The organism is Mesorhizobium sp. M1D.F.Ca.ET.043.01.1.1, from assembly GCF_003952385.1.
Taxonomy (GTDB): Bacteria; Pseudomonadota; Alphaproteobacteria; order Rhizobiales; family Rhizobiaceae; genus Mesorhizobium.
This window is the reverse complement of the sequence record NZ_CP034444.1, coordinates 5407794-5427522: the sequence shown is the minus strand read 5'-3', so window position 1 is coordinate 5427522 and position 19729 is coordinate 5407794. Positions and strand designations below refer to the sequence as shown.

Genomic DNA, 19729 nt, shown 5'->3' with positions numbered 1-19729 from the left:
ACGTGCAGAAGCCGCTAGATAAACTGCACCTGGACGATCTCGTAGCCGCGGGCGCCGCCCGGAGCGTTGACCTCGATGGCGTCGCCGACTTCCTTGCCGATCAGGGCGCGCGCGATCGGCGAGGAGATCGAGATGCGGCCGGACTTTACGTCCGCTTCCTGGTCGCCGACGATCTGATAGGTCTTCTTTTCCTCGGTGTCCTCGTCGACCAGCACGACGGTGGCGCCGAACTTCACCTTGTCGCCGGAAAGCTTCGAGACGTCGATGACCTCGGCCCGCGCGATCAGGTCCTCGAGTTCGTTGACACGACCCTCGTTGTGGCTCTGCGACTCTTTCGCAGCGTGGTACTCGGCATTTTCGGAAAGGTCGCCATGCGAGCGCGCTTCGGAGATCGCCTCGATGATACGCGGACGCTCTTCCTGCTGGCGCCAGCGCAGTTCTTCCTTCAATGACGCGAACCCCTCGCCTGTCATCGGGACCTTGATCATTTGCCTGACCTTTCTTGCCGCCACCCCCGCTTTTCGGGGATAGCCTTGTCGTTGGGTACAAAAAGAAAACGGTCCGGCAGCCTCGGGCTAACGGAACCGTTTCACCACAATTTCCCCGAATATAGCGATCTTCGCGCGATTTTCACGTCCAAAAATGAAGCTTGGCTAATTCATCACCGCTTTCGCGAGGCCGTCCGGCTGTAGATGCGGCGACCGGGCAGCAAAAAACCGGCTGCGATTGCGCGCAGCCGGTTCGAAAGCTTGGGAGAGGATCAGCTTCTCAGGAAATGATCGATCTGCTCGGACAGCATGCCATACTCGCGCGAGCCTTTGCCGGTCCGCTTCTCGATCTCCATCAGCTGTTGCTGGGCGCCGGCAAGATCGCCGATCTGCAGGTGCGCCTCGCCGAGATATTCGCGCACAAGCGTGTAGTTCGGGTCGATGCGCAGCGCTTCCTCGTAATAGCCGAGGCCGACCGTGACGCGGCCGGAATGGCGGTGCGAATAGCCCAGATAGTTGAGGATGCGCGGATCCTGCTTGTTGGCGGCGAGCGTCAGCACCGAGATCGCCTCGTCATAGCGCCCGGCCATCGCCAGATCGTGGCCGGCCTCGTAGATGCTGTCGTCATCCAGCATGCCGTATTGCGGCTTTACGCATTTGTTTTTCTTCTTATCCCAGACCTCGCCCTTCTTGCACTGGGTAGTGGTTTGACCGCTACCACCACCTTCGCCGGCCGTGAATGCGGGCGCCGCGAACAGCGGCAGGCTAACGGCAACAGCCAAGACCTGTACAAGCAATCGTCTGCGCATCGGTGCCTCCTTGAGCGTGACAATGGCAGAATAACGCCGCCTTGATGCGGTTTCATCCCGAAAAGCCGGTGGCGGCCGAACTATTTTAAAAGTCCAAGCGGTTCAGCTGTTTGCGAACGGACGTGACGCGGGCCGCAAATCAGCTATCATCAGTCGAGCGCACCACGAGGAGAAAGGCCAGTGCAGCAGCGCCTCGAGAAGGAATGGGATCTTTCCATCGACCCGGATACGGTGCGCCTGTTCATTCTGAAGGCCAAGGCGCTGAGCGCCGCCGTCAACGAGGATTACGACGACGGCGCCGAGCACGAGGTCGAATTCGACGGCGACAGGCACGCCAGCCACCACCATGACGGCCTTGTCGAGGAAGCCTCGGAAGACTTGACCGAGGAGGAATTCCGCGAGCTGATCAACGACCTCAACGTCGATGAAGCGGCCGAGCTCGTCGCGCTGGCCTGGGTGGGCCGCGGCGACTACGAGGCTTCCGAATGGATCGAGGCGGTGGCGGCTGCGCGCGAGCGCGCCAACAAGCGCACCGCAAAGTACCTGCTCGGACTGCCGCAGCTCGCCGACTGGCTGGAGGAAGGCCTCGAGGCGATCGGCGCGTAACGGGCCGGTAACGGATTTTGATCGCAACGCCGCCGCCTCCAAGGCAACCTTGCAGTGCCGGGCCCGTTTCCGGCCGATGGCAACGCTGAGCTTTTCCGGATTTTGCAGACTGGCGCTGCCCTTGGCGGCGGCCATCTTGCTGGTCACGCCGGCCGATGCCAGGCATCGCCACAGGCAACCGCTGACACCGCGCATGGAGCAGCCGTTGACGCAGCGGGCCGATCAGCCCCTGAGACCGAGCAGCAAGCGGCGCGTGAGATCGCGGGGCAAGCGGCATATCGCGCCGCAGCTGACGCAACAGCAAACGCAGGACCAGCCGGCCTTGCCCGCCGATGTTCCGGTACCGGAGCCACGGCCCGCGGAAGCGCAAAGGACCGACCCCGCGACGAAGGAAGAGCAAAAGGCTGCCGGTCAAAAGGAGGCTGGCGCATCCGCCCGCTTCGATCAAGAAAAGCCTCGTCAGGAAAGGCAGGGGCGTCCAGAGCCTTCGACCGCGGAGCCGTCAACCGATATGGAAAGCGAACCTGAGGCGCCGGCCCAGGTGCCGATTCCGACATTGAGACCCGACGTGGCGGAACCGGCGGGAAAGCCGCCCGCTGTCGCCCCCACGCCGCCGGAAAAGCCGCCCGAATTGGAGCCGGAACCGCCCGCCACCGCGCCAAAGCCGCCGGAAAAGCCCGCACAGGCGAACCAGGAGAAAGTGCTCCCCGATCCGCGTTCCGCTGAACTGCCCGCCGACAAGATGCCAGCTGAGGAAGTTGCCTGCCGCGACCGGCTGAAGACGCTCGGCGTCGAATTCGAGGAACACACGGCCGAGCATGATGCCGTGATCGGCTGCTCGATCCCCTACCCCATCGTCCTGAAAACGCTTGGGAAATCGATCGGCATCGGTTCCGGAACCGAGCTCAACTGCCGGATGGCCGAGGCTGCAGCGCGTTTTGCCGCCGATGTCGTCCGGCCGGCCGTGAGGGAAGAATTCGGCGCCGATCTCAAATCGATCAACCAGGCATCCGCCTTTGTCTGCCGCCCGCGCCACGGCGGCGGCAAGCTGTCGGAACACGCCTTCGGCAATGCGCTCGACATCGCTTCCTTTACCTTGTCGGACGGCAAGAAGATCGAAGTCGGACCGGCCCCGCCCGAGAAGGATGGAAAGTTCCTGAATATGATCCGCAAGGCGGCCTGCGGGCCGTTCAAGACCGTGCTTGGTCCGGGCAGCGACGCCGACCATGCGCTGCACTTCCATCTCGACCTCGAACCGAGGCGGCATGGCGGGACCTTCTGCCAATAGTGGCCGGACAGATGCCGCAATTCGGCCTCAGGCGTGAATACCGGCGCTGATCTTTCCTTTACTCTTGCCGACTAGACTTGTGCCATCCGGGGACAGGATGCCTTTCGATGGCCCGAATATTTGGCGCCAGCCTCGCTTTGGCGCGACTGAACACTCGTGCGCGCTCCGCAGCCGTCAGACTGACAGCAGGGCTCGCGATCACGGCGGTCTCGGCCTGCACGACCGGCGACGTCTTCTCGCTGCAGCCGGCAGTCGATGTCGGCAGCCAGACCGCCGCCGTGCCCGAGGCGGCGCAATATTCCGGCATGCAGAGGCTCGTCCCGTCCGATCCGTATTTGACCCAGGCCGCCTATCCGCGCATGGATGAGCCAATGTCATCGCCCGAGCAGATGCCGGCCAGCGAGATCGACTGCCGCGACGAACTGAAACGCATGGGCGTCGTTTACCAGGACGTCCAGCCGATCCACGAAGGCCAGTGCGGCATCGACTTCCCGGTGAAGGTCTCGGCCATCGGCAGCGTCGAGATGAAGCCGGCCGCCACCCTGACCTGCAACATGGCCGCCACCTTTGCCGCCTGGACCAGGAACGAGCTCGTGCCGGCCGCCCGCTGGCGCTATTTCTCCGGCGTCAAGGCCATCCACCAGGGGTCGAGCTACTCCTGCCGCAACATCGCCGGCGAAGGCGTCCTGTCGGAACACGGCAAGGGCAACGCGCTCGACGTCATGAGCATCGAGCTCAACAACGGCGACGACATCGACGTGCGCAAGCCGGGCCTGTTCGCCTTCCGCACCCGCGGCTTCCTCAACAATGTGCGCGCCGACGGCTGCCAGTATTTCAACACGGTGCTCGGCCCGGGCTACAATTACGACCACCGCAACCACTTCCACTTCGACGTCAAGAACCGCAGGAACGGCTACCGCGCCTGCCGTTGACCGGCCGCACAGCCTACTGCCCAATCCGCCGAACGCGGCATAGAGTGCCCGCGAACAGGTTCGGGAGCGGTCTCTCGTGAGTGAGCGAAGCCTGAGGCGGCGCGCGGCGATCTGGTTGGCGGCTTTCTGCGCCTTCTACCTGGCATTTGCCTATCTCGCCGCGCCGGAATTCTGGACCTGGCGCGAGCGCGGCTTCCACACGCAGCGCTTCGAGATGGTGACGCACACGCCGCAGGGGATTCCGGGCGACCCGATCAACGTCGGCCTTGTCGGCACCGGGAAGGAAGTGGTCCACGCCTTTGCCGTCGCCGGCTGGGACACGGCCGATGCCGTCACGCTGCGGACCGCGATCGACATCGGCGAAAGTGTACTGTTCTCCCGTCCCTATCCCGACGCGCCGATGAGCCGCCTGCTGTTCGAAGGCCGCGCCCAGGACCTTGCCTTCGAAAAGCCCGTCGGCGACAGCGCCGACCGGCGCCATCACGTCCGCTTCTGGCAGACGAACACAGTCGGCGACGACGGCCGGCCGCTCTGGCTGGGCGCCGCCAGCTTCGATCGCGGCGTCGGACTCAGCCACGACACCGGCGCCATCACCCATCACATCGGCCCGGACATCGACGCCGAGCGCGACTTCCTGATCCGCGACCTCAGTGCTGCCGGCATGCTGGTCTCGACCAGCGAGATACCGGGGATCGGCGCCACGAAAGACGGCAGGAATGGCGGCGGCGATCCCTATTTCACCGACGGCATGGCGGTAATCGTCGTGTTGAGGACGCTACCCTGACCGTGGCTGCAAGACTCAGGTCATGGCGATGACGATCTTGCCGAACGGTCCTTTCTCCAGGTGTGCGAACGCCTGCGGCACCTCGTCGAAGCCATAGACCTTGTCGACGACCGGCTTGATGCCGAGCGCCTCGATCGCCTGGTTCATGCGTTCGAAGGAGCGGCGGTGGCCGATGGAAATGCCTTGCATGGTGATGCGGTTGCGCATGAACGGCACGACCGGGAAGCTGATTTCCGTCGCGCCGAGCAGGCCAATGATCGACATCCGGCCGTCGGCGGCCAGCGCGTTCAACGAGCGCCGCGAATTGTCGCCGCCGACCATCTCGAGAATATGGTTCACGCCGAGCCCGTCCGTCAGGTCGCGGGCTGCCTCGTCCCAGGCCGGCTGCGTTCGATAGTTGATCACCTGCCAGGCACCGAGTTCCCTGGCGCGCGCGAGCTTCTCGTCGCTGCTCGAGGTGACGATCGCGCGTAGGCCGAACGCCGCGGCGAACTGCAACGCAAACAGCGACACGCCGCCCGTGCCCTGGATCAGGATGGTCTGGCCCGGCACCGGCCTCGTCGCCTCGGTCATCGCGAACCAGGCGGTCAATGCCGCGATCGGCAGCGTCGCCGCTTCGGCATCGCTGAGCGATGGCGGCGAAAGCACCGCGGCGTCCTCGCCGAAGACGACATGCCCGGAAAGCATGCCCGGAAGCGAGGAACCCAGCGTGTGCTTGTGCAGCACCGGCGGCGCATCGCCGTCCGGCCAGTCGGCGATCACCTGGCCGAGCACGCGCTGCCCGACCTGGAACCGGCTGACTGCGCGGCCGACGGCCACGATCTCGCCCACGGCGTCCGACGTCGGCACGAAAGGGAAGGAAAGGTCGGGGATCAGCATGCCATCCACGATCAGCTTGTCCTTGTAGTTCAACGAAACCGCCTTGGTCCGCACGAGAAGTCCATGCGGTCCCGGTTCCGGGATCTCGTCTTTGACCTGGTTCAGCCTGGAGAGGCCGAATCCGGTCATCTGCCAGGACCTGTTGCTGCCGGTGCTCATGCGTCGCGCTCCGTGATTGATGGCTGCGCGAGACATTTATGCCAATCGACTATGGAAAATAGTGCCGCGATGCGGGATATTGAGCAACAGATTGAAGAATAGAACTCAACAATAGGAACGTCATGGACGCCGTCGACCTGCAAGGCATCGTCGCATTCGTTCATGCCGTGGAAGCTGGCAGCTTCACCGGCGCCGGTGAACGGCTGCATGTGACGAAATCGGCGATCGGCAAATCGGTTGCGCGGCTGGAGCAGAGGCTCGGCATTCGCCTGCTCAACCGCACCACCCGCAGCCTCAACCCCACCAGCGAAGGCGCGAGCTATTATGAAGCCTGCGTGCGGGCCCTGGCCGAGATCGAGGCCGGACAGGCGCTGCTTGCCTCGCGCCGGCAGATCCCGTCGGGCAGGCTTCGCGTCGACGTGCCGCTTGCCTTCGGCCGCAGATGCGTCGCCCCGGTGCTGTTCGGCATCTCCAGCCGGTTCCCGGAGCTGACGATCGAGATATCCTTCAACGACCGTCGCGTCGACCTCATCGAGGAAGGCATCGACCTTGCCGTCCGCATGGGCGATCTTGACGACAGCCTGTCGCTGGCGGCGCGCCGCATCTACGCCCAGCGTTCCGCAATCTGCGCGGCGCCCGCCTATCTCGAAAAGCACGGCAGGCCGCAGTCCATCGACGACCTCGTCCGTCACAGCGTCATCGGCTATGGGCGGGAGGGCGTCGTTCATCCCTGGACGATGCGCAACGCCAACGGCCACCTGACGACCTTCGTGCCCAAGGCCAGGCTTGTCCTCGGCCACGGCGAGCCGATGCTCGATGCGGCCCTTGCCGGCTGCGGCATAACCTTTCTGCCGACCTGGCTGGCGGCGGAAAGCTTGAGGCGCGGCGAGCTGGAAATGGTCCTGTCCGACTGTCTGGTCGAAAACATCGTCGTACACGCTATCTGGCCGGTGACGCGCGCGCTGACGCCGAAGGTGAGGGTCGTCATCGACGCGCTCGTCGACCATTTCTCGGCACCGCCCTGGGATGCCGCCTGAAACCGCCGTCATGCTTGAAAAAATGTCATGCTCCAAAAACAGCGGCGGACTATTTTCGAATGCGCTGCAGCAATGCTATTGACCGCCCATGCTTTATGTTGAAATCGCCGTCGTGGCCGTCCTCATCCTGGTGAACGGCCTTCTGGCAATGTCGGAGCTCGCCATCGTCTCGTCGCGGCCGGCCCGCCTCAAGGCGATGATCGACCGCAACGTCAGGGGCGCCGGCCGTGCGCTGGCGCTCGGTTCCAACCCCGGCAAGTTCCTGTCGTCGGTGCAGATCGGCATCACCTTGGTCGGCGTGCTGTCCGGCGCCTTTTCCGGCGCCACGCTCGGCGAGCGGTTGGCGCAGTATCTTGCCTCGACCGGCGTCCGCGAGAATATTGCCGACCCCGTTGGGGTTGGCATCGTCGTCGCCATCATCACCTATGCGTCGCTGATTGTCGGCGAGCTCGTGCCGAAGCAGATCGCGCTGAAGGACCCGGAGCGGGTCGCGGTCCGCGCCGCGCCGGCGATGACCATCCTTGCCACCGTTTCGGCGCCCCTGGTCTTCCTGCTCGACATTTCCGGTCGCGCCATTCTGTGGCTGCTTGGCCAGGCCGGCGAGGCGGCAGAGAAGGTCACCGACGAGGAGATCAAGATGCTGGTCGCCGAGGCCGAGCATCACGGTACGATCGAATCCGACGAGCGGCGGATGATCGCCGGCGTCATGCGGCTCGGCGACCGCGCGGTGCGCGCCGTGATGACGCCGCGCACCGAGGTCGACTGGATCAACCTGCAATCAGACGAGGCGACCATCAGGCGGCTGCTGATGGAAACCCAGCATTCGCGGCTGCCCGCCGGCGACGGCAATGTCGACGCCATGGTCGGCGTCGTCCAGACGCGCGACGTGCTGGCGACGATCCTTGGCGGCAAGGTGCTGGAGCCGCGCCAGCACGTGCGCGCGGCACCCATCGTGCACGACCAGGCCGACGCGCTGGACGTGCTGCAGAAGCTGAAGGAATCGGACGTGCCGATGGCGCTCGTCCATGACGAGTACGGCCATTTCGAAGGCATCGTCACGCCGGCCGACATATTGGAGGCGATCACCGGCGTCTTCCGCTCGGATCTCGAGGCCGGCGAGGAGGAGAACGCCGTCAAGCGGGAGGACGGCTCCTGGCTGCTCGCCGGCTACATGCAGGCCGACGAGATGGCCGAAACACTTGGCATCGATCTGCCGGAGAACCGCGACTACGAGACGGTGGCCGGCTATGTGCTGTCGCATCTGCATCACCTTCCCGCCACCGGCGAATGCGTCGACGCCCAGGGCTGGCGCTTCGAGGTGGTCGACCTCGACGGCCGCCGCATCGACAAGCTGATCGCCACCCGCCTGCCGGACGGCCACCGCCCGATGGCGCGGCGGTAGTCGGCAGCATTCGCCGATTGGAGGGAGCTTGTCGGTTGGCGCGCTATGAGGCTTCGCCTTCCTCACCTATGATTGACCGGCCAAAAGCTGGGAAACACGGCGAAAGCGTCTATATCGGCAGCCATGGATGCATCGAGCGACCACCCGCTGAACGACGAGCTTCTCTCGGACATCCAGCGTCTGTCCTTCGACTATTTCCTCAAGGAAGCCAACCCGGCCAACGGCCTGATCGCCGACCGCAACACCGCCGGATCGCCCGCCAGCATAGCCGCCGTCGGCCTCGCTTTGTCGTCCTATCCTGTCGGAGTGGAGCGTGGTTTCATGACCCGCGCCGCCGCGGTCGAGCGGACGCTCGCCACGCTTCGCTTCTTCCGCGACGCGCCGCACGGGCCGGAGCCCGACGCCACCGGCTACAAGGGCTTCTACTATCATTTCCTCGACATGAAGACCGGGCGCCGCGTCTGGAACTGCGAATTGTCCACGGTCGACACCGCTTTTCTGCTGGCGGGCGTCCTGGCCGCCGGCGCTTATTTCGACGCCGACGACGAATCCGAACTGGAAATCCGCCGGCTTGCCGATGCGCTCTACCGCCGCGCCGACTGGCGCTGGGCGCAGAATGGCGGCGCCACCGTCACCCATGGCTGGCGGCCCGAAAAAGGCTTCCTGCGCTACCGCTGGGAAGGCTACGACGAGGCGCTGATCCTCTACATGCTTGGTCTCGGCTCGCCGACTTTCCCGCTCCCGCCCGAGAGCTATGCGGCCTGGCTGTCCACCTACAAGTGGAAGAAGATCTATGGACGCGAACTGGTCTATGCCGGCCCGCTCTTCGTCCACCAGTTCTCGCATATCTGGATCGACTTCCGCGGCATCCGCGATGCTTTCATGCGCAAGCACGGCAGCGACTATTTCGAGAACAGCCGCCAGGCGACCTATCTGCAGCGCGACTACGCCATTCTCAATCCGAAGGGCTTCGTCGGCTATGATGAGAATTGCTGGGGCTTCACCGCGAGCGACGGCCCGGGCCTGAAAAAACTTCAACTGGCGATCGGTGGGCGCCGTTTCTTCGGCTATCTGGCGCGCGGCGCGCCCTTTGGTCCGGACGACGGCACGCTGTCGCCATGGGCGGCGATCACCTCATTGCCCTTTGCACCGGAGATCGTGCTGCCGGCGCTTCGTTACTTCCACGAGATCGACCTGCACGACGGCAATCCCTACGGCTTCACCGCCAGCTTCAACCCGACGATTGCGGCCGCCGACGGCCGGGCCTGTGGCTGGGTGTCGCCGGACCATGTCGGCATCAACCAGGGGCCGATCGCCCTGATGATCGAGAATTACCGGTCGGATTTCCTGTGGCGACTGATGCGCCGCGTGCCTGCCATCACCACGGGACTGCGGCGGGCCGGATTTTCCGGCGGCTGGCTGTAAGAGCGAGTCGTCGCGCGCTGCTGTGCATATCCGGCGTTGGCGCGGTTGCCGTATTCAAGTCAAAGCTCATATTTATACTTCTTATATTCTGGATAACTAATGTTGCCTTTAAGTAACGGCACGAAACAAATCAATAATCGACACTTCAACTTCGCGACAGGAATCAAACGCCAAGTTAACCTCTTGGCGATTTGGTCGGCACGCCGCGCGGGGCGATCCGGCATGGGCGGCAGATTTACGGGCGGACTGACCAATGAAGACGAGCGGCGGCGCGCTTCGGCGCATTCGGGGCAGGATGTTTCTTGCCGGTGTGAGCGGCGCGGCGATCGCATGCCTGCTTCCCAGCGCGGCCTCGGCCGCAACCTATATGGTCAGCAATGAGACAGAGCTGAACAACGCTATCGCTGCGGCGAATGCCTCCCCGGACGCCAGTTCGACGATTGTGATGACCCAAAGCTTCACGACCGTCGGAAATGCCACGCCAATACCGGCCAAGCCCCTGACGATTGACACGCAAGGCTTCACGCTCACCGGACCTGCAGGGACCGGTTTCGCTGCGCTTTCAATCGATAATACCAGCGGTCAACCCCTCACCATCTCCGGCGCGCTGAGGGGTGGGAAAGGCACCGCAGGCACAACCACGGGCGGTCTCGGACTATATGTGAGAAATCTTACCAGTGCGTCCTCGGTTGTTAACAACGGCTCGATCACGGGCGGCGCGGGTGCCGCAGCCGGCGGCAATGGCGGCCTGGGCGGCCGAGTACTGGTAACGACATTCGACAACAACGGAACGATCAGGGGCGGCCAAGGAACTGGTACAGGAACCGGGGGGAGAGGCATCGAGCTCAACCGTGCTTCCATTCTGACCAATGACAACCTGATCGAGGGCGGGGCCGGCGCGACAGGCGGCGCGGGCGTCGCGGCCGTTGGACCGGGCACGCCAAGCACGTTGATCAACCATGGCACCATCCGTGGCGGCTCGGGCACCAGCGGATCCCTCCAGGCGGCGGGTGTGCTGGCGGAAAATGTGAGTTTCGACTCCATCACCAACACCGGCGCGATTGAAGGAGGAACCGGGGGGGCCGGCATCCAGGCCAACCGCGCCACAATCGGCCTCAACATCATCAACAGCGGCACGATCCGCGCCGGCACCGGCCAAGCCAATGCGATCCAGCTGCTTGCGGGCGCAACGACAGGCACCATCACGCTGGAGCTGCAAGCCGGCTCGATGATCGAGGGCAATGTCGTCGGCAACGCAACCGCGACCACGGACACCCTTCGCTTCGGCGGAAGCACCGACAGTACGTTCGACGTCTCTGCCATCGGCCCGACCGGGCAGTATCAAAACTTCGACGTTTTCGAGAAGACCGGGACGAGCACCTGGACTCTGGCTGGCACGGGTACCGCCGTGACCAACTGGACGATTTCACAAGGCACTCTGCAGCTCGGCAATGGCGGCACGACCGGCTCGATCCTCGGCAACGTCATCAACAACGGCACCTTGGCCTTCGACCGCTCCGACACCTACACTTATGTCGGCGTCATCTCGGGCAGCGGCGCGGTGAGCCAGATCGGCACCGGCACCACCGTGCTTAGCGGCGCCAGCAGCTACAGCGGCGGAACCACGATCGAGCGCGGCGTGCTGTCAGTGGCGGCCGATACCAACCTCGGCGACGCCGCTGGCGGCCTGACCTTCAATGGCGGCGTGCTGCAGGTGACCGGACAAAGCTATACCGGGACGGCCCGCGCTATCAATTGGGGCCCGCTGGGCGGCGGCTTCGACATCGCCGATGCAGCCAACGCTTTCACGGTGAGCCAGGCGATCACCGGCGGCGGCGCGCTCACCAAGCTCGGCGCGGGCACACTGATCCTGACCGGCGACAACGACTACGGGAACGGCCTGCCCGTGAGCACAACGATCTCGGCCAGCACTCTGCAGCTCGGCAATGGCGGCACCACCGGTTCGATCACCGGCAACGTGGCCAACAACGGCACGCTCATCTTCGATCGCTCCAACGACATGGCCCTTTCCGGCGCGATCTCGGGAAGCGGCGCGGTGGTGCAGCAAGGCACCGGCAGCACGACGCTCGCCGGCACGAATACCTACAGCGGCGGCACGACGATCTCCGCCGGCACGCTGATCGGCCAGGCGGCGAGCTTCGGCACCGGCAACATCCTCGACAACGCAGCGCTCGTCTTCGACCAACCAGTCGACGCCAACTTTGCCGCGATCATCGACGGCACCGGCACGCTGACCAAGAAGGGCACGGGCAATCTCAACCTCACCGGCATCAATACGCTGAGCGGCGCAACCACGATCGAAGCCGGCAAGCTCTCGGTCAACGGCTCGCTCGCCAATTCCGCCGTCACCATCCTCAACGGCGGCGCTCTCGGCGGCAACGGCATGGTGGGATCGACGACGCTGCAGGCCGGCGGCGTGATCGCGCCCGGCAACTCGATCGGCCAGCTTATCATCCAGGGCAATTTCGTCGGCGCCGGCGGCACGGTCGAGATCGAGGCGATGCTCGACGGCGACGCCTCTTCCACCGACAAGCTCATCATCACCGGCGACACATCGGGCACCGCCAACGTCAAGGTGATCGGCCTTGGCGGCGCCGGCGCGCAGACCGTCGACGGCATCAAGATCATCGATGTCGGCGGTGTCTCGGCCGGCAACTTCGACCTGCAGGGCGACTATGTCTTCGAGGGCGACCAGGCCGTGGTGGCCGGCGCCTATGCCTATAGGCTGTATCAGAACGGCATCAGCACGCCGGCCGACGGCGACTGGTATCTGCGCTCCGCGCTGATCAACCCTGTGGATCCCGGCGGGCCGACCACACCGCTCTATTCGCCGGCCGTGCCGGTCTACGAGGCCTATGCGGGCGTGCTGCAGAGCTTCACCCAGCTCGGCACGCTGCAGCAGCGCATCGGCAATCGTTCCCGGACTGTCGTCGACCAGTCGGCGACAGGCGGCGCCAGCCAGGGCGGCAGCCCGATCTGGGGTCGCGTGGAAGCCTCGCACAGCGCGTTCGAGCCCGGCACGACCACGACCGGAACCGATTACGACGCGGACCTCTGGCGGCTGCAGGCCGGCCTTGACGTGCTGCTTTCGGAAACGGCCTCGGGAACGCTTATCGGCGGCGTCACCGTCCATTACGGCACGGTGAAGTCGGACGTCTCTTCGGCCTTCGGTGTCGGCTCGATCGATACGACCGGCTACGGCTTCGGCGGCACGCTCACCTGGTACGGCAACAACGGCTTCTATGTCGACACCCAGGCCGAGCTCAGCTGGTTCGACAGCGATCTCTCTTCAGCCACGCTCGGCACGAAACTCGCCGACGGCAATAACGGCTTCGGCTATGGTCTCGGCATCGAGGCCGGGCAGAAGGTCGCGCTCCAGGGCAACTGGTCGCTGACGCCGCAGGCGCAGCTCAGCTATGCCTCGGTCGATTTCGACACTTTCACCGACCCCTATGGGGCGCTGGTCTCCAACGACAGCAGCGACAGCCTGATCGGCCGCCTGGGCCTGTCGGCCGACTATGAGAGCGAATGGAAGGACAAGGCGAGCCGCTCGCATGTCTATGGCATCGCCAATCTCTACTACGATTTCCTCGACGGCTCCGACGTCGATGTCTCGGGCACCAGGCTGACCAGCAAGACGCAGCCGCTGTGGGGCGGGCTCGGCTTCGGCGGCTCGCTGAGCTGGGCCGATGACCGCTATTCCGTCCATGGCGAGCTGCTGGCGCGCACCAGCCTGGAGGATTTCGGCGACAGCCACGCTTTTGGCGGCACCGTCGGCTTCAAGGTGAAGTGGTAAGCACGAACGGACCGCTTTCCTGGGAAGGCGTTCGTTCCGGCAGTCGCATATCGCCTCGAGAACCCGCTAGGGCATCAGCACAATCTTGCACCGGCCGAGGCCGCCGGCTGAAGCTTCCGCAAAAAAGGGCGGCGCAAGCGCCGCCCCGAGAGATGATTTTGGGAGGATGATACGCTATGGCGCGCTCAAGCCGCCTTGGCTTCTGCATCGATTGCGTCGGCGGCGCGAGCCGTCTTCAGCACTTTCGCCCACCAGGCGACGTCGTTGACCAGTGCGGCAGCGGCCTGGTTCAGGTGCTCGATGTCCTCAAGCTTCTTCTCGCCCTGACGTACGGCCAGGAAATCGCCCCAGGCGATATGGACGGCCGACTTGACCGGCGCCATCTGCAGCTCGACGGCGGCCAGGCGAAGGTGTTCAACCGCGCGCGAACCGCCGACGCTGCCATAGCCGACGAAACCGGCCGGCTTCTTGTTCCATTCATTGGCTGCGTAATCGATGGCGTTCTTCAGCACGGCGGTCGGAGCGTGATTGTATTCGGCGGCGGTGAAGATGAAGCCGTCGAACTCGGCGACCTTCTTCTGCCAGCGCTGCGCCACTTCGTTCTGCGACGGCGCCCAGGCGGAGGAGGCAACCTCGTCGAAGAAGGGCAGCGGGAAATCGCGCAGATCGACGATCTCGACGTCGATGTCGGCATGTGTCTTGGCAATCTTGGCGATCCACTGCGTCGGCACGTCGGCGAAGCGGGCGGCGCGCGTCGAACCGACGACAATGGCGATTTTGGGCTTGGACATTGGGCTCTCCTTGCGGGGGAATTTCCGGTATCGTTTGGATACCGGCGCTATATGTGATACTGACAAATTGGCGCGCAAGGAGGCACATTTTTGTTACTGAGGCACCCGCTCAACACCGAGGATTGCCGCGCCGTGTCGGAGATCCTGCAAAGGGTCGGCGACAAATGGACGGTTCTGGTGGTCGGCAAGCTGGGCAACGGGGCGATGCGTTTCAACGAATTGCGCACCGCCGTTGGCGGCATTTCGCAGAAGATGCTGACCACGACCTTGCGCGGTCTCGAGCGCGATGGCTTCGTCACGCGCAAGGTGTTTCCGACCATCCCGCCGCGCGTCGACTACGAGTTGACCGAGCTCGGCCACGAGTTGCTGGTACCGGTCGGCGCGCTCGGCGAATGGGCGCGCAAGAACACCAGCCGAGTCCAGGCAGCGCGCGCGAAATTCGACAGTAAAAAGCCCTGAAATCCTTGCGGCTCAAGCGATTGCGGGTTGTCGCGGAAAGCCAGCCCGCCCGCGTCATGCCTGTATGCAGCATTCAATCTTGATGGCGTCCGCCGATGTCCGGCTGCCGTGTCGCGCCCACTGGCGCGCCGCCGCCGTTCGGCCGATGATCGTCTTCCGCCCGGCAGTCCATCAGGCGCTTCGGCTCGCGTTGCCGCAGCACACGGTGGTGCAGGGACCGAGCCCCGCTGCCCGGTCGCCAAGGGGCATCTGGCCACACGTACAGGCAACGCGCGGAAGATCTTTTTTGACCTCGGCATAGGCAGTTATGCCGAGCAGGCAGGTGAGCGCGATGAGGGCTGCCACCAGCCAGCCGTTCAGCATGTGTTGACGCATTGTCTTTCCTCCAACGCCTGCAAAGTGAGGGGTGAAGGCAACCACTGGATGTCGCGAAGCGCCTGACCCGCGCGGGCGTTGTTACAAAACCGGAAGCCCGGGAGAATCGACTTGCGTCAGCCTTCGGCCGGGACCGGCTTCGGCTTGCCCTCGCCGTCGAGCGCCACCATGACGAAATCGGCATGGGTGACCTTCTCCATCAGGTCGGAAAGATAGCGCTGCGCCCAGGCCTCGACCTTGAGCGTCATCGAGGTGCGCCCCACGCGCTCGACATGGGTGTAGATGCAGAGCGTGTCGCCGATCTTCATCGGCTTGGCGAAGGACATCTCCCTGACCGCCGCAGTCACCACGCGGCCCTTGGCGCGCTCGGCCGCGCGAATGCCGCAGGCAAGGTCCATCTGCGCCATCACCCAGCCGCCGAAGATGTCGCCGGCGGCATTGGCGTCGGACGGCATGGCGAGCGTCCTCAATGTCAGGTCGCCGATCGGCCGTCCGTCCGCGTAATGCACCATGTTAAGGTCCTTCAACCGCTGCTCTCCCTGAAGCCGTACCAACGCGGTTGCCATGTCGCAAGCTTTGCTGAAAGCGAAATTGCGCGCCACGGCACCGGTCGCTTTTTTCACAAGCCATGCCGGAAGCCACGGCGACGCGGTGAGCCGGCAATGTCTAGGCTAGGCACCGGATTTCGGAGCCCGCACGCACGCTATGCAGACTTATGACTTCATCGTCGTCGGCTCCGGCTCGGCCGGCTCGGTTCTCGCCGAACGGCTCTCGGCCTCGGGCCGCTTCTCGGTGCTGGTGCTGGAAGCCGGCGGAACCGACCGCCGCTTCTACGTTCAGATGCCGCTCGGTTACGGCAAGACCTTCTTCGATCCGGCCGTCAACTGGAACTACAAGGCCGAGCCCGATCCTGGCCTCGGCAACAATGCCGACCACTGGCCGCGCGGCAAGCTGCTCGGCGGCTCGAGCTCGATCAACGCCATGGTCTTCATCCGCGGCGCGCGCGAGGATTTCGATGCCTGGGCCGCCGCCGGCAATCCCGGGTGGAGCTATGACGAACTGCTGCCCGCCTTCAAGGCGCTGGAGGACAACGAGGCCGGCGCCGACCAATGGCGCGGCGTCGGCGGCCCCCTGCACATCACCGATTGCTCGAACGCCGTTCATCCGCTGACCAAGCGCTACTTGGCGGCGGCCCAGCAGGCCGGCCTGCCGTTCAATCCGGACTTCAACGGCGCCACCCAGGAGGGCGTCGGCATCTACCAGATCACCACCCGCAACGGCCGCCGCATGTCGGCCGCCCGCGCCTTCCTGCGCCCGGCGACGAAACGCGGCAACGTCCGCGTCGAGATGAACGCTCTGGCGACCAAAATCCTGTTCGAGGGCAAGCGCGCCGTCGGCGTCGAATATGAGCAGAACGGCGAAAGCAATATCGTCCGCGCGGGCCGCGAGGTGATCCTGTCCGGCGGCTCGATAAACTCGCCGCAATTGCTGCAGCTCTCCGGCGTCGGGCCCTCAGTCCTGCTCGGCGATCTCGGCATTCCGGTCGTGCACGCCAACGACAATGTCGGCGCGAACCTGCAGGACCATGTCGGCATCAACTACACCTTCAAGGGCAACCTGCCGACGCTGAACCAGATCCTGCGCCCCTGGTGGGGCAAGCTCCTTGTCGGCATGCAATACATCCTCTTGCGCTCCGGCCCGCTGTCGCTGTCGATGAACAATGCCGGCGGCTTCTTCCGTACCGATCCATCCATGGCGCGGCCGAACATGCAGCTCTATTTCCAGGCCTTCTCGACCGTCATTCCGAAGGGCGGCGAGCGCCCGATCCTGACGCCCGATCCATGGCCGGGCTTTTCGATCGGCCTTTCCAACTGCCGGCCGTCGAGCCGCGGCGAGATCATGATCCGCTCGAGCAATCCGCGCGACTATCCGAAGATCACTGCCAACGCCTATTCCACCAACGCAGATGTCGACGAGATGCTGGCGGCGGTGAAGTTCGTCAGGAAAATCGCCGCGATGCCGGCCATGGCCGAGATCATCGAGGAAGAGGTTTTGCCCGGCCCTTCCATCACTTCGGACGCCGATCTGATTCAAGATTTCAGGAAGCGCTCGGGCACCGTCTATCACCCGGTCTCGACCTGTCGCATGGGGCCGGACACCGCGCGCGCCGTCGTCGACCCACGGCTTCGGGTCCATGGGATTGAAGGCCTGCGCGTCATCGACGCGTCGATCTTTCCCGATAACGTCACGGGCAACACCAACGCCGCTTCGATCCTCACCGGATGGAAAGGCGCCGAGCTGGTTCTGGAGGATCAGAAATGAAAGTCACCGACGTCAAGACCTGGGTTGTCGGCAACCCGCCGCCCGGCATCGGCGGCAAGTATTTCATCTTCGTCAAGCTCACCACCGACGGCGGCGTGGTCGGCTACGGCGAGGCCTACAACGCCACCTTCTCGGCGCATGTCACCGCCAGGATGATCGAGGACATGGCCGGGCGCTACCTGATCGGCCGCGACCCGCACGACGTCGAGAACCTCTTCCGCCGCGTCTATTCCTCCGGCTTCACGCAGCGCCCCGACGTTTCCGGCATGGGCTGCTTCTCGGCGCTCGAAATGGCCTGCTGGGACATCATCGGCAAGGAGGCCGACAAGCCTGTCTACAAGCTGCTCGGCGGCCAGGTGCATGAGACGCTGCGCTCCTACACCTATCTCTACCCGCATGCCGGCAGCGTCCATTCCGAGGATGCACGCGGCAAGAATGTCTACAACGATCCCGACATGGCCGCGGCCTGCGCGCTCGAATATGTCGAGCAGGGTTTCAATGCCGTGAAGCTCGATCCGGCCGGCCCCTACACCGCCTATGACGGCCACCAGCCGCGCCTCATCGACATCGACCTCTCGGCGCGCATGGTCAAGGCGATCCGCGAGGCCGTCGGCACCAGGGCCGACATCCTGTTCGGCACGCACGGCCAGTTCACCGCCTCGGGCGCGCTGCGCCTCGCCCGTGCCATCGAGCCCTACGACCCGCTGTGGTTCGAGGAACCGGTGCCGCCGGACATGCCCGAGGTGATGGCTGAGGTCGCCCGCGGAACCTCCATTCCGGTCGCCACCGGCGAGCGGCTGACGACGAAGTTTGAATTCGCCCGCGTCATAGAGAACCGCGCCGCGACCATCCTGCAGCCGGACCTCGGCCGCTCTGGCGGCATCCTGGAGACCAAGAAGATCGCCGCCATGGCGGAGGCCTACCACATCCAGGTTGCGCCGCATTGCTATTGCGGCCCGATCGTCGGCGCCGCCAACATCCAGCTTGCGGTGACGCTGCCCAACTTCCTCATCCTGGAATCGCTGAAGCAGTGGGACGGTTTTCACGCCACCCTGCTCAAGAAGAAGATCGAGTGGCAGGACGGCAACGTCATCCCGTCGAAGGAGCCCGGCCTCGGCGTCGAGCTCGACGAGGAGGTTTGCGACGCGCACCCCTATAGCGGCAAGGACCTGCACCTGCAGATGATGCAGACGCCGCTGATGCCGTGAACGCGCGCCTCGCCTACGCCTTCATCGGCCTTGGCCATCTCGGCGGCAACCTTGCCGCCAGCCTGCTGCGCAACGGCTTTGCCGTCACGGTCTTCGATCGCGACCCGGCGGCGGTCGAGCGGCTTGTCGCGCTCGGTGCCACGGCGGCAACAAGTCCTGCGCAGGCGGCCGCGCGCGCCGGCAATGTCGTCACCTGCCTGCCCTCGCCGAAGGTGAGCGAAACCGTGCTCGCCGGTTCCGGCGGATTGCTCGAAGGCCTGCCCGCCGGCGGCAGCTGGATCGAGATGTCGACCAACGGCCGTGACGAGATCGTGCGGCTGGCAGCTCTTGCTGCGGCGAAAGGCATCGAGACGCTGGAATGTCCGGTCACCGGCGGCGTGCATCTGGCAGCAATAGGAAAAATCACCGCGCTGGTCGGCGGCGACGCAGCGCTCTACGAACGGCACCGGCCGGCGATCGAGGCGATGTGCGCAAGATCGTTCCTGATGGGTCCGCTCGGTTCGGCGGCCGTGATCAAGGTCATCACCAACATGCTGGCCTTCATCCATCTCGTCGCCGCCGGCGAGGCGCTGATGCTGGCCAAGCAGGGCGGGCTCGACCTCGCCCAGGCATACCATGCGATCGTCGCCTCCTCCGGCAACAGCTTTGTCCACGAGACCGAAAGCCAGCTCATCCTGAACGGCTCCTACGACATCGGCTTCACCATGGATCTGGCGCTGAAGGATCTCGGTTTCGCGCTTGCCATGGCCAGGGATTTCCGCGTGCCACTTCAACTGGCACCACTCGTCAATAAGATTTTCGAGGTTGGCAGACAGGAGTATGGCGGTGGCGCCTGGTCGACCCAGATCGTCAAGCTTCTGGAGGATGCGGTCGGCACGGAGCTTCGCGCGCCAGGCTTTTCGGCCAGGCTGGAGGCAGAACTTTAGCCAACTGTTTCAGATGGTTAGC

Annotated in this window: 19 protein-coding genes; 13 read left to right on the top strand and 6 right to left on the bottom strand. The window is 64.5% G+C overall.

Features of this window, described 5'->3' with window-relative positions; genetic code table 11:
- Positions 1-14 precede the first annotated feature (14 nt).
- Positions 15-488, bottom strand: a complete 474-nt coding sequence (gene greA / locus EJ067_RS26305) for a transcription elongation factor GreA (RefSeq protein ID WP_126088090.1) — start codon at positions 486-488, stop codon at positions 15-17.
- Between the two features lie 272 nt (positions 489-760).
- On the bottom strand, positions 761-1297 hold the full coding sequence (locus EJ067_RS26300) for a tetratricopeptide repeat protein (RefSeq protein WP_126088089.1): 537 nt from the start codon (positions 1295-1297) through the stop codon (positions 761-763).
- A 180-nt stretch (positions 1298-1477) separates the two neighbouring features.
- On the opposite strand from EJ067_RS26300, the gene EJ067_RS26295 reads away from it, so the two are divergent.
- The 4 genes from EJ067_RS26295 (at position 1478) to EJ067_RS26280 (ending at position 4907) form a co-directional block, all read left to right on the top strand.
- Entirely contained in the window at positions 1478-1903 is a 426-nt protein-coding gene (locus tag EJ067_RS26295; RefSeq protein ID WP_126088088.1) for a DUF3775 domain-containing protein, read from the top strand.
- A gap of 193 nt (positions 1904-2096) precedes the next feature.
- Positions 2097-3191: an extensin family protein gene (locus tag EJ067_RS26290; protein ID WP_126089748.1), complete on the top strand. Its 1095-nt coding sequence runs from the start codon at positions 2097-2099 to the stop codon at positions 3189-3191.
- A 107-nt stretch (positions 3192-3298) separates the two neighbouring features.
- Positions 3299-4123, top strand: a complete 825-nt coding sequence (locus EJ067_RS26285; RefSeq protein ID WP_126088087.1) for an extensin family protein — start codon at positions 3299-3301, stop codon at positions 4121-4123.
- 76 nt (positions 4124-4199) lie between these two features.
- Positions 4200-4907, top strand: coding sequence for an LssY C-terminal domain-containing protein (locus EJ067_RS26280; protein WP_126088086.1), 708 nt, complete (start codon positions 4200-4202; stop codon positions 4905-4907).
- A 15-nt stretch (positions 4908-4922) separates the two neighbouring features.
- On the opposite strand, the gene EJ067_RS26275 is transcribed toward EJ067_RS26280, so the two are convergent.
- Positions 4923-5945, bottom strand: coding sequence for an NAD(P)-dependent alcohol dehydrogenase (locus EJ067_RS26275; RefSeq protein WP_126088085.1), 1023 nt, complete (start codon positions 5943-5945; stop codon positions 4923-4925).
- Positions 5946-6067: 122 nt separating this feature from the next.
- Here EJ067_RS26275 and EJ067_RS26270 point away from each other — a divergent pair, with 122 nt between their 5' ends.
- From EJ067_RS26270 to EJ067_RS26255, 5 genes are all read left to right on the top strand, one after another.
- The gene (locus EJ067_RS26270; RefSeq protein WP_126088084.1) at positions 6068-6982 is read left to right on the top strand and encodes a LysR family transcriptional regulator; all 915 of its coding nucleotides are present in this window, start codon (positions 6068-6070) and stop codon (positions 6980-6982) included.
- A gap of 88 nt (positions 6983-7070) precedes the next feature.
- Complete coding sequence (locus tag EJ067_RS26265) at positions 7071-8384, top strand: hemolysin family protein (RefSeq protein ID WP_126088083.1); 1314 nt, start codon at positions 7071-7073, stop codon at positions 8382-8384.
- A gap of 123 nt (positions 8385-8507) precedes the next feature.
- Positions 8508-9809: a glucoamylase family protein gene (locus EJ067_RS26260; RefSeq protein WP_126088082.1), complete on the top strand. Its 1302-nt coding sequence runs from the start codon at positions 8508-8510 to the stop codon at positions 9807-9809.
- 99 nt (positions 9810-9908) lie between these two features.
- A complete protein-coding gene (locus tag EJ067_RS34970; protein ID WP_210211670.1) occupies positions 9909-10190 on the top strand; it encodes a hypothetical protein in 282 nt (93 codons plus the stop codon).
- Positions 10191-10470: 280 nt separating this feature from the next.
- Positions 10471-13626 (top strand): autotransporter outer membrane beta-barrel domain-containing protein, encoded by a 3156-nt coding sequence (locus tag EJ067_RS26255; RefSeq protein ID WP_189510107.1) that lies wholly within the window; start codon positions 10471-10473, stop codon positions 13624-13626.
- A 185-nt stretch (positions 13627-13811) separates the two neighbouring features.
- Here the strand turns inward: EJ067_RS26255 and EJ067_RS26250 are convergent, their stop codons facing one another.
- Positions 13812-14417 (bottom strand): NADPH-dependent FMN reductase, encoded by a 606-nt coding sequence (locus EJ067_RS26250; protein WP_126088080.1) that lies wholly within the window; start codon positions 14415-14417, stop codon positions 13812-13814.
- 90 nt (positions 14418-14507) lie between these two features.
- Here EJ067_RS26250 and EJ067_RS26245 point away from each other — a divergent pair, with 90 nt between their 5' ends.
- Positions 14508-14876 (top strand): helix-turn-helix domain-containing protein, encoded by a 369-nt coding sequence (locus EJ067_RS26245; RefSeq protein WP_126088079.1) that lies wholly within the window; start codon positions 14508-14510, stop codon positions 14874-14876.
- A 171-nt stretch (positions 14877-15047) separates the two neighbouring features.
- Here the strand turns inward: EJ067_RS26245 and EJ067_RS26240 are convergent, their stop codons facing one another.
- On the bottom strand, positions 15048-15251 hold the full coding sequence (locus EJ067_RS26240; RefSeq protein WP_126088078.1) for a hypothetical protein: 204 nt from the start codon (positions 15249-15251) through the stop codon (positions 15048-15050).
- Between the two features lie 116 nt (positions 15252-15367).
- A complete protein-coding gene (locus tag EJ067_RS26235; RefSeq protein WP_126089747.1) occupies positions 15368-15763 on the bottom strand; it encodes an acyl-CoA thioesterase in 396 nt (131 codons plus the stop codon).
- Positions 15764-15956: 193 nt separating this feature from the next.
- Here EJ067_RS26235 and EJ067_RS26230 point away from each other — a divergent pair, with 193 nt between their 5' ends.
- The 3 genes from EJ067_RS26230 to EJ067_RS26220 are packed head-to-tail and all read left to right on the top strand — an operon-like array spanning position 15957 to position 19707.
- Complete coding sequence (locus EJ067_RS26230) at positions 15957-17573, top strand: GMC family oxidoreductase N-terminal domain-containing protein (protein ID WP_126088077.1); 1617 nt, start codon at positions 15957-15959, stop codon at positions 17571-17573.
- Positions 17570-18781: a mandelate racemase/muconate lactonizing enzyme family protein gene (locus EJ067_RS26225; protein WP_126088076.1), complete on the top strand. Its 1212-nt coding sequence runs from the start codon at positions 17570-17572 to the stop codon at positions 18779-18781. Before EJ067_RS26230 ends, EJ067_RS26225 begins: the two co-directional genes overlap by 4 nt.
- Positions 18778-19707: an NAD(P)-dependent oxidoreductase gene (locus EJ067_RS26220; protein ID WP_126088075.1), complete on the top strand. Its 930-nt coding sequence runs from the start codon at positions 18778-18780 to the stop codon at positions 19705-19707. The genes EJ067_RS26225 and EJ067_RS26220 overlap by 4 nt, the downstream gene beginning before the upstream one ends.
- The last annotated feature ends 22 nt before the right edge of the window (positions 19708-19729 follow it).